Genomic DNA, 12,781 nt, shown 5'->3' on the forward strand with positions numbered 1-12,781 from the left:
ATCGTCTCACGCTTCGCCGCGCACGCGGACCTCACCGGACCGCACGAGGGCTGCGGCATGCGAACGACTGCGTGCACCGAGCTTGGACAGCACGTTGGACACGTGGGTCTTGACCGTCGGAACCGAGATCCCCAGCCGCTGACCCAACTGCGCGTTCGACAGTCCGTTCAGGATGCCGTCGAACACCTCCCGCTCCCTGGCCGTGAGCCCGACGGCGACCGCACCATCCGTCTCCGACGCCGGCGCGACAGCGCCGACGATGGCGGCGAGCGCACGCCGCGTCACTCGGGGATCCAGCACACCGTCGCCGGCTGCGACGGCGGCGACCGCCTGCACGAGCGTCTCGGCATCCGCCGTCTTGAGCAGGAACCCGGCCGCGCCGGCTGCGAGCGCCCCGAGCACGAGGTCGTCCTCGTCGAAGCTCGTCAGCACGAGGACATCGGCGAGGCCCCGTTCGACGATCTCCCGCGTGGCCGAGATGCCGTCGCGCCCCGGCATCCGCAAGTCCATCAGGACCACATCCGGGCGAAGAGCCGCGGCGTTGCGCACCGCGACCTCGCCATCGGCCGCCTCGCCGACGACGACGAGACCGTGCGTCTCCAGCATGATCCGCAGTCCGGCGCGGATCGCCGCGTGATCGTCGGCGACGAGCACCGTCACGGATGCCGTCATGGCTGTGTCCCGTCCGGTATGGCCGCCCGCACCGACCAGCCGTCCGCGATCGGGCCCGCCGAGAACGTCCCCTCCAGCGCGCGGACGCGTTCGCCGAGAATGCTCAGGCCCCACCCGCTCCCGGTCGCCTGCGCACGCGGGGAGCCGCCACGCGACTCGATCGCGACCCGCACCCACCCAGGCTCCTGGTCGACCTCCACCTCGACGACGGCACCCGCGGCATGTCTCTCGCAGTTCGTGAGCGCCTCGCGCACGATCCGCAGCACCGCCTGCTCCATGGGGGCGGACAGCCCCAGCGGCGGCGCGCCCGCGTGCACCACCAGCCCGGAGCGGCGCGCACCGTCGACGGCTCTGTCCCAGTCGGCCGGCCCCAGAGGAACGGCGAGGTCGCTCTCGCCGTCGCGCAGCACCGCGATCATCGTGCGCAGCGCCGTGTGGGCGTCCAGCCCGGCAGTGCGGACCGCCTGGAGGGCGGCGCGATCCGCACGTTCGTCCGGGGCGATGGACAGCGCGGCCTCCGACCGGATCGCCATCGCCATGACATGACCGGCGATCGTGTCGTGCAGTTCTCGAGCCATCGACTCGCGTTCGCGACGCACGGCCGACTCCCGGTCCTGCGCCGCCTGGCGCTGGACCTCTTCGGCGCGCAGCCGATGGAGCTCTGCGAGTTCGTTCGCCTGCGACACGGCGACCGCCCACCAGTAGTCCGTGCCGAAGATGGCTCCGAACTGCAGCGCGATCACGAATGCGGCGGGGAACTCGCCTCCGGTGGCGAGCAGCGCCGCGACGAACAGGACGATCACGGCGCCGACGAGCAGCCACGACAGGATGCGGCGCGTCCGTGGCTGAGCCACGAACACGGCCGTCCACAGGACGTCCAGGAGCACGACCAGCGTCCCGATTCCGCCGATGGTGAGGATGTCCGCGATGAACAGCGCACTGACCAGCACGAGGACGATCAGGGGATGCCGTCGCTTGGCCAGCGCGAGAGCGCACGCAGGCAGGGCGAACGCGAGCGCCCACCACGACGAGAGCTCGGAACCTGCGACGGAGAACGGCCCCCAGATCCCGCGGAAGCCGAGCGCCGCGAAGACGACGCTGAGCGCTGCCATCGCAAGCGGGTCCAGCAGCCACCGATGGCGCTGGTACCACGCGCCGCGCTGCGACCGCTCCCTCCCGTGCATCACACCATGCAACCACGCACTCGTGACGCCCGCATCCGACCAAGGGATGAGCGCGGATCACGACCTTCGCCCGATCCGCCGCGGCACCAGCGCCGGAATCCTGGACGCATGGAGATCTTCGCCGGAGCCCCGATGCTGCTGTCGCTCGTCGCGCTCGCCCTGCTGGACAGCCTGAGCATCGGCACTCTCCTCATCCCCGTGTTCCTGCTGCTCGCACCGGGACGGGTGCGTGTCGGGCGGGTGCTGCTCTACCTCTCCACGATCGCGGCCTTCTATCTCGCCGTCGGGCTGCTGTTCCTGTGGGGGTTGGTGAACGTCGTCGATGTGGCGGCCGATCTGCTGTCGTCACCGGCCGGGGCGACTCTCCGGCTGCTCGTCGGCGCCGCCCTGCTGGTCGGGTCCTTCTTCATCCCGACGTCCTCGAAGCAGAAGGTTCAGGCGGTGGCCGTCGGCGGCGGCCCCGACAGCACGCCGGAATCAGCACCGGACGCCGTCGCACCCGGTCGCATCACGCGGTGGCGCGAGAGGCTGCTCGCCCCCGGCGCGACGCGCTGGGCTCTCGTGTCGGTGGCCATCGCGGCCGGAATCGTGGAGGTCGCGACGATGGTGCCCTACATCGTCGCGATGACGATGCTGGCGGACTCCGGCGTCGATGCCCCGGCCCGCGTCCTCGCGCTCGTCGGCTACTGCCTGGTGATGATCGTCCCCGCGCTCGTCCTGCTCCTGGTGCGCCTGGTCGCCGCCCGCGCGATCAGCGGTCCGCTCGAGCGCTTCGCCGCGTGGATGCAGCGCACCGCCGGTGAGACGACCGCCTGGATCATCGGCATCCTCGGATTCCTCATCGCTCGTGCCGCCGCGACCGAGCTCGGACTGTTCGATCTGCTCAGTCGATTCGGGGACGGCTGAGGTCTCGACCGGCGAGCACCAGGACATCTGTCGGCTGCAGCTCGACCTGCGCACCGGCGTCGTACTCGGTTCCGGTGAGCAGATCCGTGCCGTGGGTGTGCAGCGCGATCGTCACGGCATCCGGTCCGTGGTGCAGGAGGAAGTCGATCTGCTCGCCGTCCGGCGCGACCCGCGTCGCGAGTTCCAGCCCAGGCACGTCCGCATACGGCCCGACGAGGCCGTAGCGCTCCAGAGCCGATCGCACGATACGCGCGAGGCCCGGCTGCGCGAGCTGGGTGCCGAGGTACCAGGCCTGCCCGCCGGATGCCGCGGTGCGCCGCGTCACGACTGGTTCACCGGCGTAGAAGTCGTCGCCGTAGCGGGCGATCACCTCGGCATCCTCGGCGATCAGCACCTCGAACACGTAGCGGCCCTCGGTCGTCTCCTCCGCGAAGACGATCCGGTTGGCGACCTCCGGATCGGCGGCATCCGTCTCCGCCACCCGGATGCCGCAGAGACCGGCCAGGGGACCGGGGGCGTCCATGAGGAACCGGCGGTCGTCCTCGTCCACGCGCCCGGACAAACAGCCGGTGATGACCGTCCCGCCGCGCTCGACGACCTGCTCGAGCCGCTCGGCGAAGTCGCCCTTGATCATGTGCAGCAGGGGAGCGGCCACGACGTCGTAGCCGGCGAGACCCGCCGTCACCGGCACGACATCGACCTGCGCCCCGGCATCCCAGAACGCGCGGCCCCACTCCTGGATGGTCGGCAGATAGCGCAGCAGCCGGTTCGGGCCGTCCGCCATCTCGACCGCCCACCAGGAGTCCCAGTCCACGACCAGTGCGCACCGCGCCGGTGTGCGCGCGCCCAGCACTCGGTCCCCGAGCGCCGCCAGTTCGCCGCCGAGGCCGGCCACCTCTCGGAAGGTGCGGGTGTCCAGACGGCCGGAGTGATCGAGCACGGCGCCGTGCGTCATCTCGCACGCCCCGCGCGACTGGCGCATCTGGAAGAACAGGACCGAATCCGCACCGTGTGCGACCGCCTGCCACGACCACAGCCGCATGACCCCTGGCCTGCGGACCGGATTCACATCCCTGGATGCCGTGACCGACGGCGTCTGCTCCATGAGCCAGAACGGCGCACCGTCCTTCAACCCGCGCATGAGGTCGTGCGCGAGCGCAATGCTCCACGGCTCGTCCATGGCACGCGGGTAGTTGTCCCACGAGGCGAAGTCGAGGTGATCGGACCAGCGGTGGTAGTCGAGCGGACCGAAGAACCCCATGAAGTTCGTCGTGGCGGGCAGATCGGAGTGCTCCCGGATCGCCGCCTTCTCCTCGGCGTACTGCCGGATCGCGTTGTCGGTCGAGAACCGGGCGAAGTCGAGCGTGATGCCCTGGAACGCGGTCTTGCCCGGTCCGCCCCAGTGCTCGGTCAGCGCGCTGGGCGGCTCGATCTCGTCCCAGTCGGTGAAGCGGTGCGACCAGAACGTCGTGTTCCACGCCTCGTTCAGTTCATCGAGGGAACCGTAGCGATCGCGCAGCCAGATGCGGAACTCCGCCGCGCACAGGTCGCAGTAGCAGCGCCCGCCGTACTCGTTGCCGATGTGCCACGCGACGACCGCCGGGTGCGACCCGTACCGTTCCGCGAGACGACCGGCCGCCTGCGCTGCGAGCCGGCGGAAGTTCGGCGAACTCCAGCAGGCGTTGTGCCGCTGGCCGTATCCGTGCCGGCGGCCCTCGTAGTCGGTGCGCGTGACATCCGGATAGCGGCGGGCCATCCAGGGCGAGAGCGCGCCGGTCCCCGTTCCGAGGCAGATCCTGCGGCCCTCGTCGGCCGCGCGCTGGATGATCTCGTCCAGCACCGTGAAGTCGAAGGTGTCCTCGTCGGGCTGTGTGAGCGCCCAGGTGAACACTCCGACCGTCAGCGTCGTGATGCTCGCCGCATCGAACGCCTCGTAGTCCGCGGTCCAGACGTCCCGATCCCACTGCTCGGGGGAGTAGTCACCGCCGAACGCGATGTGATCCAGATCGGGAAGGCGTGCGGGGGAACTCATCGGGTGAACCTCTCGGTGACGTCGGCGATCAGCGGGCGTGCGATCAGGGCGAGGAGGGCGGCGAACGCCCACGCGAACAGGAGCAGGGCGAGCTCGGACACCATCAGCACCAGGGTCCCCGCAACGAGCACGAGCGACAGGATGCCGAGGGACAAGCGCCACTGCGACAGCATCCGGGAGAGCGCGATGCGCGCGGCGTCCCTCGTGCGGAAGTGGAATGCGCTGGTCAACGCGGTCATGTGCCCGCACCAGACGATCGTGACCGCCACGATCACGACGAGCACCGGTCGGATCATCGCCCCACCGGCGACGGCGTCGAGGTGAACGAGATTGAAGGTCAGCAGCGCGAGCAGCAGAGTCGCCGGGGCCGCCCAGCGCAGGGTCGCGAGCAGGTCGCGGCGGTATGCGAGCACGAAGGCGCGAGCCGGTGACAGATCCGGCGAGCGCTGCCAGGCCCGCAGCGCCGCGATCGCCGCGACGAGCGCCGGTGCGAGCGGCAGCAGGGCGAGGGTGAAGAAGGGGACGTTCGAGGCGTCGCGGCCGAGCAGCAGCACCACGACGAGCGAGGGCAGCAGGGCCACGACGAGCAGACCTTCGAGCACCAGCATCCGGTACACGAAGGCGGCGCCGCGGGAGAGCGGGCCACGGCCGACCTCGTCGGCGGCATCGGCCCTGGTACGCGTGTCCGTCATGGTGATTCCTCTGTTCGAGCGAGCCAGGGGGCGGCCGGTCGCAGTCGACCGGCCGCCCCTCGGATCACTTCTGCGTCCGCTCCAGTGCGGTATTCATGGTGTCGATGAGCTGGTCGGAACCGAGGCTCTGCATCTCGGTCACGTACGCATCCCACTCGTCGAGCGAGCGCTGGCCGGTGATGAACGCCGCGGTCGCCGCCTGAACGGCATCCTTGAGCTGCGTCTCGACGAGCGTCGTCTGCTCGAGCTCCATCTCGTTCAGTCGCGCGGCCGGTGCTACCGGGAGCACCTCCTTCGCCTCGAGCTGCGCCGCGGTCCACTCGGCGATCTCGGGCGTCATCATGGCCTGGGTCAGCGCGGCGGACGAGCCGTTGGCCAGCACGAACACGCCGTTGCTGTACCCGAAGTCCGCGTTCAGCTTCTTCGGCGCGTCCGGGTTGATCGAGCTCCAGCCGATGTCGCTGAGGAGCGCCGGGGTCCCGTCGGAGCCCCGCTCGAAGGTCTCGCCCTCGACACCGAACAGCCCGAACTCGAGGCCCTCGTCGGAGTAGTACATCCAGTCGATGAACTGCAGCAGGGCCTTGAAGTACGGCTTGTCCGCGACGTCGCTGCTGAGCATGACCCCCGAGGTGAACCGGGTGCCGCCGACGTTGGATCCGGCCGGGCCCGCCGGCACCGAGATCAGCCGGATCGGGAGATCGCCCTTACCGGCATCCGCCAGCTTCGTCCGGTAGTCCGACAGCGCCTGCGTGTTGCCCGAGATCGCCGCCGACGCGCCGGAGACGAACTTCTGGATCGCCTGGTCGTCGCTCTGCGTGATCTCGGGGTCGAGCAGTCCCTGCTCGACCAGGTCGGCGGCGTAGGTGACGACGTCACGGTAGCCGTCGGTCGCCCCGGTGAACACGAACTCCTCGGCATCCTGGTCGTAGTAGGTGTTCGCATAGCCCCAGCCAGCGGACGTGCCGTAGTTGGGCGCCATCACGTTGAGGAACGAGCCGAGCGGGGTCTGATCGGTCCAGCGGTCCGACAGCGCGTACTGCAGATCCGGGTTCGCGGCCTTGACCGTCGCCAGCTGTTCGGCGAACTCGTCCCAGGTCTCGGGGTCCTCGGTGATGCCGGCGCTCTTCCACAGGTCGTCGCGGATCATGACGGAGTACTGGATGTCGGGTACCTCGCGCAGGCCGGGGAGGAGGTAGTTCTTGCCGTCCTCCTGCTTGCCTGCCTCCAACTCCTCCTCGAGCCCCCAGTCCTCGATCTTCTGCTGGAAGTTGGGCATGTACTCGAAGTAGTCCGACACCGGCAGGATGGCCCCGCCCGAGACGAACTGCGTCTCCTGACCGGAGTAGGTGACCGAGATGATGTCCGTGGCCTCGCCGCCGCCGATGAGCAGCGAGCGCTTCTGCTCGTAGTCCGCCATCGGGATGTCGGTGCGCGAGAAGGTGACGTTGCGATCCTCCTCGAGGTGCGTGAACACCGACCAGTCGTCCTTGACCGGGTAACCGGTGTGGTCGCGGTACATGAGCGAGAAGTCGACGGGTTCAGTGGCCTTGAAGCTCGTGCCGGCCTCGAACTCCTCCATGGCGCCGACGGACTGCTCCTCGCCGATCGTGGCGCTGTCGCCGGTCTCGTCTTCGTCGGGGGCCGCGCTGCCCGTGCACGCGGTGAGCGCGAGGGCGGCGACGGCGAAGCCCGCCACGGCCGCCGATCGGATGTGCTTCTTCAACATGGTGTTCTCTTCCTGTGATTCGTATGGAACGTCGTCGTTCGACGCAGGGGTGGTGGGGAGGGTCGGCGATCAGCCCTTGACGGAGCCGAGCATCACGCCGGAGACGAAGTAGCGCTGGATGAAGGGATAGAGGCAGACGATCGGCAGCACCGTGAGCAGCATCGTGACCGCCTGGATGTTCGACGCGACCTGCGCCGCCTCGCCGGCGACCGCCATCTCGGGTGCGCCGGTGGCCGAGGCGATGAGATTGCGCAGATACACGGTGACGGGGAACAGCTCCTTGTCGTCGAGGTACAGGAACGCCCCGAACCACGAGTTCCACATCGCGACGGCGTAGAACAGCGTCATGGTCGCCAGCACCGCCTTCGACAACGGCAGCACGATGCGGAAGAAGACGCCGTACGTCGACAGTCCGTCGATCTCGGCCGCCTCTTCGAGCTCGGTGGGGAAGTTCTCGAAGAACGACTTCATCACCAGCAGGTTGAAGACGCTCAGCGCACCCGGGATCACCACGGCCCAGATGCTGTTGCGCCATCCGAGCCAGCTCGCGACGAGGATGTAGTTCGGGATCAGCCCTCCGCCGAAGAACATCGTGAACACGGCGATGCCGACGAAGAATCCGCGTCCCTTCAGGTTCGGACGACTGATGGCGTACGCGTACGTCGTCGTCAGGAACATCGAGATGATGGTCGCGACGACGGTGTACAGGACGGTGTTGCCGTAGTTCGTCCAGAACAGCCCGTCGCCCATCACGGCCTTGAACGTCTCGAGGTTGAACCCCACCGGGATGAGGTTCACCTGCCCGGCGGCGATGTAGCCCTCGGACGAGAACGCCTTGGCGACGAGGTTGATGAACGGGTACAGCGTCACCACGCAGATCAGGATCAGCGCGATCGCGTTCACCACGCGGAAGGCGCGGTATCCGACCGATTCCTTGATGATGCCGTGCTCCGGCCTCACCTCGGCGATGTCGGGTTTGGGAGGCAGGACGTCTGCTGCGGGAGTGATTTCGGTCACCATAGCGAGGTACCCACCAATCGACGGGAGATGAAGTTCGCGCCGAGCACGAGCGTGAGGCCGATCACGGCTTCGAAGAGCCCGATCGCGGTGGCGTAGGAGAACTGCGCGGATTGGATGCCGACGCGGTACAGGTACGTGGAGATCACGTCGGCGGTGGAGTAGATCAGCGGGTTCTGCAGCAGCAGCACCTTCTCGAATCCGACGGCCATGAACGACCCGATGTTCAGGATGAGCAGCACCATCATGGTGGGACGGATGCCGGGAAGCGTGATGTGCCAGGTCTGCTGCCAGCGGTTGGCGCCATCGATGCGGGCGGCCTCGTAGAGCTGGTCGTCGATCGTGGTGAGGGCCGCGAGATAGAGGATCGTGCCCCACCCGACGGTCTGCCATGCCTCGGACGACACATAGATGGTGCGGAACCATTCCGGTCTCTGCATGAATGGGATGGCCTCGCCGCCGAACGCGTCGATGATCTGGTTGATCGTCCCGGTCAGCGAGGTCAGCTGCAGCACGAGACCTGCGACGATCACGATCGACATGAAGTGCGGCAGGTACGAGATCGTCTGCACGATGCGCTTGAACCGGCGCGAGCGCAGTTCGTTGAGCATCAGCGCCAGGACGATCGGCAACGGGAAGCAGATCAGCAGCGTGAAGGTGCCCAGGATCACGGTGTTCCAGAACACCTGCCAGAACTGCGCGTTGTTGATGAACGCCTCGAAGTAGTAGAACCCGACCCACTCGTCACCGAGGATCGACCCTCCGGGTCGGAACCGGCGGAACGCGATGATGTTTCCCACCATCGGGATGTACCGGAAGATCAGCAGGAACACGAGCGGCAGGATGAGGAACGTGTACAGGCGCCAGTCGCGCGTCAGGGCCTTCCGCCAGGTGAGGCTGCTGGTGCTCTTGGTCCGGCGCAGCCAGCGCCTCCGTCCGGTGGTCGGAGTGATGACGGCTCGCGTCTCGGTCATCCGATCCTCCCGTCTGCGGCGACCGCAGCGACGGTGCTCTCGACCGCCGCCTCGCTGAGAAGCGCTCGTGTGGAGTCGACCCGACGGGCAGGTCCGGCGAGCCGCAGGGCGACTGAGCGGTGCACGTCGGCGCTGGAGCGCGCGATCTGCAGCTCGACGGCGCCCGGTTCGACAATCCGCTCGCCGCGGAGCCCCGTGAACGACGTGAGATCGGCATGAGCCGTGAATCTGACGGCGGCGCGCTCTCCCGGATCGAGCGTCACGCGCTGGAAGCCGATCAGCCGCGCCACCGGCCTGGTCACCTGGGCGACGACGTCGTGCAGATACAGCTGGACGACGTCGGAGACGGCGCGGTCGGACTCGTTGGACACCTCTACCGCGAGCGTCACCTCGCCGTCGACGGCCCACTCGACGGCGTCGCACGAGACGTCGCCCCAGGTGAGCGATCCGTAGGATTCGCCGTGACCGAACGGGAACAGCGGCGTCGGGTCGATGTTCGACGGCGCATCTGCGCGGCCGAGAGGAGGTGCGAGATAGGTCGAGGGCTGGGATCCGGCATCCCGCGGGATGCCGACGGGGAGGTGTCCGGACGGATTCGTCGCCCCGGTCAGGACCTCCGCGATCGCCTGTCCGCCGAGCTGGCCGGGGAAGAACGTCTGCACGATCGCCGCGGCACGGCCGGCGAAGGCGCCGAGCGCGTACGGCCGTCCGGACACTACGACGATGACGGTCGGCGTGCCGGTGGCGAGCACCGCCTCGACGAGGTCGTGCTGCTCACCTGGGAGACGCAGATCGGTGGCATCGCAGCCCTCGCCCGAAGTTCCCTTGCCGAAGAGACCCGCCCGGTCGCCCACCGTCACGATCGCGACATCGGCGTCGCGGGCCGCCGCCACCGCCTCGTCGAAGCCGTCGCGTCCTGGCCGCATGACGTCGCAGCCGACCGCATGCGCGACTGTTCCGCCGTGCGCGCGCTCCAGCGCCGCCCGCACCGTCGCGATGTCGATGCCCACCGGCTTGTCGAGGTGGCGCACGCCGACGTGCAGCGGGAAGGAGTAGCACCCCAGCATCCCGAACGGATCGTCGGCGAGCGGGCCGACGAGGGCGACCCGCGAGGCCGGCGCCAGCGGCAGGATGCCGGAGCCGTTGGCGAGGAGCACCACGCTCTCGCGGGCGAGCCGGAGCGAGGTGTCGCGCTGCTCCGCCGTGTCGAACGAGACGTCGTCCGCGGCATCCGGCGCCCAGTCCTCGTCGAGGAGTCCCAGCTCGGCCTTCTGAGCGAGCACGCGGATCACAGCGCGGTCGACGAGCGCTTCGTCGACGAGGCCGGTGCGCACGGCATCCCGCAGCGGCTCGCCGTAGGCGTGCACCGAGGGGAGCTCGACGTCGATGCCGGCGGCGAGCGCGAGCGCCGCCGCCTCGCCGTCGCTCTCGGCCACGCGGTGCAGAGTGCGCAGGAACGCGACGGCGAAGTAGTCCGCCACGACGACGCCGTCGAAACCCCAGTCGTCGCGCAGCAGCTCGGTGAGCACTGTGCGATCGGCCGCGGCAGGGACGCCGTCGACCTCGGCGTACGAGTTCATGACCGATCGGGCGCCGCCCTCGCGCAACGCCGTCAGGAAGGGCGGGTGGAAGACATCGGCCATCTCACGCGGCCCTGCCGACACGGGCGCGTGATTGCGCGCCGCGCGGGATCCGGAGTACCCGGCGAAGTGCTTGAGGGTGGCGACGACGCCCGTCGATTCGATGCCGCGGACGTATGCCGCACCGACGGCGCCGACCAGGTACGGGTCCTCGCCGATCGTCTCCTCCACACGACCCCAGCGATAGTCGCGCACGACGTCCAGCACCGGCGCGAGCCCCTGGTGCACGCCTGCGGATCGAAGGGAGGTGCCGATCTGCGCGGCCATCTCCTCGACGAGCCCAGGGTCGAAGGACGCACCCCACGACAGCGGCACAGGGTACGCGGTGGCCTGCCAGGCGGCGAAGCCGGCCAGGCACTCCTCATGGACCTGGGCGGGGATGCCGAAGCGGTTGGCCGCCATGATCCGACGCTGTGCGCGGGCAAGTGATTCGACGCCCTTGTCCGGAGCGATCGGGTCGGACCCGAACGGGCGGACGAGCTGGCCGAGGCCGTCCTCGATCACACCGTCGAACGTGACGCCGGCGTCGCTCATCTCGTTCTGGAAGGGAGCGACGTCGCCCCCGGAGGCATCCGCGACGACCCAGAGTCCGACGAGCTGGCTCGTCTTCTCCTCGAGAGTCATCTCGGCGACGAGGGCGCTGGCCCGCTCGGCGGCCGGAAGCGTCTGGTCGTGCCAGGCGCCGGTCACCCGCGTCATCGGGGATGGATCGATCATGTGTCTCACTTCGATGTGCGATGTCGAAACTATCGAGCCGTGGCTCGAAAGAAATGTTCATTTCGACCGTAGAGTTTGTTGCCGTTCCCGTCAATCCCGACTTTTGGCCTGAAAACGCAGGGTGGCAGTGGTCCTCCGATGCCGATACGCTTGCCGATAGTTTCGAAGGGACGTAATGGTCAAGGCACGCGCAACGATCGCCGACATCGCCGCAGAGGTGGGCGTCTCGGTGCCGACCGTGTCCAAAGTGCTCAACGGCCGGATGGACGTGTCCGAGGCGACGCGGACGCGGGTGGAGGAGGCGCTGTCGCGCCACGAGTACCGCAAGCCGGTCAGCTCGCGCACCGGGGGCGCGAAGACGAACACCTCGCGGCTGATCGATCTCGTCTTCCACCAGGGCGACAACCTCTGGTCGCAGGAGATCATCAACGGCGTCGAGCGGATCTCGGCTCCGGCACGCGTCGGCGTGGTGCTCTCCGGGCTCGGCGGCGCGCACCGCCCTCCGCAGGAGTGGATGGACGACGTGCTCGCGCGCAGGCCGCTCGGTGTGCTGCTCGTGCTCTCCGGGCTCGACGCGACGCAGCGGCATCAGCTGAACTCCAGGGCGATCCCGTTCGTCGTGCTCGACACGCAGGGCAACCCGCCGACCGACGTTCCGACGGTCGGGTCGAACAACTGGAACGGCGGACTCGTCGCCACCCAGCACCTCATCGGGCTCGGGCACCGCCGGATCGGCGTCATCATGGGGCCGTCCGACATGCTCTGCTCACGGGCGCGGGTGGACGGGTTCCGCAGCGCGCACGATGAAGCCGGTCTGCCGTGGGATCCGTCTCTCGTCCGCTGGGGAGAGTTCGCTGCGGGCTCGGGATATCACCACGCCAGAGAGATGCTGGCGCGCCCCGATCGCCCCACCGCGATCTTCGCCGGCTCGGACTACGTCGCACTCGGCATCGCCCGCGCCGCGCGCGAGCACGGCCTGCGCACCCCCGAGGATCTTTCGGTCGTCGGCTACGACAACCTGCCGATCACGCAGTGGCTGAACCCGCCGCTGACCACCGTCAACCAGCCCCTGCGCGAAATGGGCAGCCTCGCCACCCAGATGCTGCTCACGCTCGCCGACGGGCGGACGCCGAGCTCGACGAGGGTCGATCTGATGACCGAGCTCGTCGTACGAGAATCGACAGCACCACCTTCTGCCGTCTGACCGGCCCACCGACCCTG

The 12,781-nt window shown here is 68.7% G+C and carries 10 protein-coding genes; 2 read left to right on the plus strand and 8 right to left on the minus strand.

Annotation, left to right across the window (positions count from 1 at the left end; genetic code table 11):
• Positions 1-6 precede the first annotated feature (6 nt).
• Together AC3ANJ_RS18445 and AC3ANJ_RS18450 are read right to left on the minus strand one after the other, a co-directional pair.
• Positions 7-672, minus strand: coding sequence for a response regulator (locus AC3ANJ_RS18445; protein WP_488317579.1), 666 nt, complete (start codon positions 670-672; stop codon positions 7-9).
• The gene (locus AC3ANJ_RS18450; protein WP_488317580.1) at positions 669-1,856 is read right to left on the minus strand and encodes a sensor histidine kinase; all 1,188 of its coding nucleotides are present in this window, start codon (positions 1,854-1,856) and stop codon (positions 669-671) included. Before AC3ANJ_RS18450 ends, AC3ANJ_RS18445 begins: the two co-directional genes overlap by 4 nt.
• Before the next feature lie 108 nt (positions 1,857-1,964).
• Here AC3ANJ_RS18450 and AC3ANJ_RS18455 point away from each other — a divergent pair, with 108 nt between their 5' ends.
• Positions 1,965-2,762, plus strand: coding sequence for a GAP family protein (locus AC3ANJ_RS18455; protein ID WP_488317581.1), 798 nt, complete (start codon positions 1,965-1,967; stop codon positions 2,760-2,762).
• On the opposite strand, the gene AC3ANJ_RS18460 is transcribed toward AC3ANJ_RS18455, so the two are convergent.
• The 6 genes from AC3ANJ_RS18460 to AC3ANJ_RS18485 all read right to left on the minus strand — a co-directional run bounded on the left by AC3ANJ_RS18460 (position 2,740) and on the right by AC3ANJ_RS18485 (position 11,560).
• On the minus strand, positions 2,740-4,794 hold the full coding sequence (locus AC3ANJ_RS18460; protein ID WP_488317582.1) for a beta-galactosidase: 2,055 nt from the start codon (positions 4,792-4,794) through the stop codon (positions 2,740-2,742). The two genes, AC3ANJ_RS18455 and AC3ANJ_RS18460, sit on opposite strands and share 23 nt — an antisense overlap.
• A complete protein-coding gene (locus AC3ANJ_RS18465; RefSeq protein WP_488317583.1) occupies positions 4,791-5,486 on the minus strand; it encodes a DUF624 domain-containing protein in 696 nt (231 codons plus the stop codon). The genes AC3ANJ_RS18460 and AC3ANJ_RS18465 overlap by 4 nt, the downstream gene beginning before the upstream one ends.
• 64 nt (positions 5,487-5,550) lie before the next feature.
• Positions 5,551-7,212 (minus strand): ABC transporter substrate-binding protein, encoded by a 1,662-nt coding sequence (locus AC3ANJ_RS18470; protein WP_488317584.1) that lies wholly within the window; start codon positions 7,210-7,212, stop codon positions 5,551-5,553.
• 69 nt (positions 7,213-7,281) lie between these two features.
• The gene (locus AC3ANJ_RS18475; RefSeq protein WP_488317585.1) at positions 7,282-8,232 is read right to left on the minus strand and encodes a carbohydrate ABC transporter permease; all 951 of its coding nucleotides are present in this window, start codon (positions 8,230-8,232) and stop codon (positions 7,282-7,284) included.
• Positions 8,226-9,203, minus strand: coding sequence for an ABC transporter permease (locus AC3ANJ_RS18480; RefSeq protein WP_488317586.1), 978 nt, complete (start codon positions 9,201-9,203; stop codon positions 8,226-8,228). Before AC3ANJ_RS18480 ends, AC3ANJ_RS18475 begins: the two co-directional genes overlap by 7 nt.
• The gene (locus AC3ANJ_RS18485) at positions 9,200-11,560 is read right to left on the minus strand and encodes a beta-xylosidase/alpha-l-arabinosidase (RefSeq protein WP_488317587.1); all 2,361 of its coding nucleotides are present in this window, start codon (positions 11,558-11,560) and stop codon (positions 9,200-9,202) included. Before AC3ANJ_RS18485 ends, AC3ANJ_RS18480 begins: the two co-directional genes overlap by 4 nt.
• 175 nt (positions 11,561-11,735) lie before the next feature.
• Between AC3ANJ_RS18485 and AC3ANJ_RS18490 the strand changes: the two genes are divergently transcribed.
• On the plus strand, positions 11,736-12,764 hold the full coding sequence (locus tag AC3ANJ_RS18490; RefSeq protein WP_488317588.1) for a LacI family DNA-binding transcriptional regulator: 1,029 nt from the start codon (positions 11,736-11,738) through the stop codon (positions 12,762-12,764).
• The last annotated feature ends 17 nt before the right edge of the window (positions 12,765-12,781 follow it).

Source organism: Microbacterium sp. STRO-1N (genome assembly GCF_057748015.1).

Excerpts from the sequence above, each read along its gene's own strand:
- AC3ANJ_RS18445 (WP_488317579.1), bottom strand. The coding sequence starts at position 672 with ATGACGGCATCCGTGACGGTGCTCGTCGCCGACGATCACGCGGCGATC.
- AC3ANJ_RS18450 (WP_488317580.1), bottom strand. The coding sequence starts at position 1,856 with ATGCACGGGAGGGAGCGGTCGCAGCGCGGCGCGTGGTACCAGCGCCAT.
- AC3ANJ_RS18455 (WP_488317581.1), top strand. The coding sequence starts at position 1,965 with ATGGAGATCTTCGCCGGAGCCCCGATGCTGCTGTCGCTCGTCGCGCTC.
- AC3ANJ_RS18460 (WP_488317582.1), bottom strand. The coding sequence starts at position 4,794 with ATGAGTTCCCCCGCACGCCTTCCCGATCTGGATCACATCGCGTTCGGC.
- AC3ANJ_RS18465 (WP_488317583.1), bottom strand. The coding sequence starts at position 5,486 with ATGACGGACACGCGTACCAGGGCCGATGCCGCCGACGAGGTCGGCCGT.
- AC3ANJ_RS18470 (WP_488317584.1), bottom strand. The coding sequence starts at position 7,212 with ATGTTGAAGAAGCACATCCGATCGGCGGCCGTGGCGGGCTTCGCCGTC.
- AC3ANJ_RS18475 (WP_488317585.1), bottom strand. The coding sequence starts at position 8,232 with ATGGTGACCGAAATCACTCCCGCAGCAGACGTCCTGCCTCCCAAACCC.
- AC3ANJ_RS18480 (WP_488317586.1), bottom strand. The coding sequence starts at position 9,203 with ATGACCGAGACGCGAGCCGTCATCACTCCGACCACCGGACGGAGGCGC.
- AC3ANJ_RS18485 (WP_488317587.1), bottom strand. The coding sequence starts at position 11,560 with ATGATCGATCCATCCCCGATGACGCGGGTGACCGGCGCCTGGCACGAC.
- AC3ANJ_RS18490 (WP_488317588.1), top strand. The coding sequence starts at position 11,736 with ATGGTCAAGGCACGCGCAACGATCGCCGACATCGCCGCAGAGGTGGGC.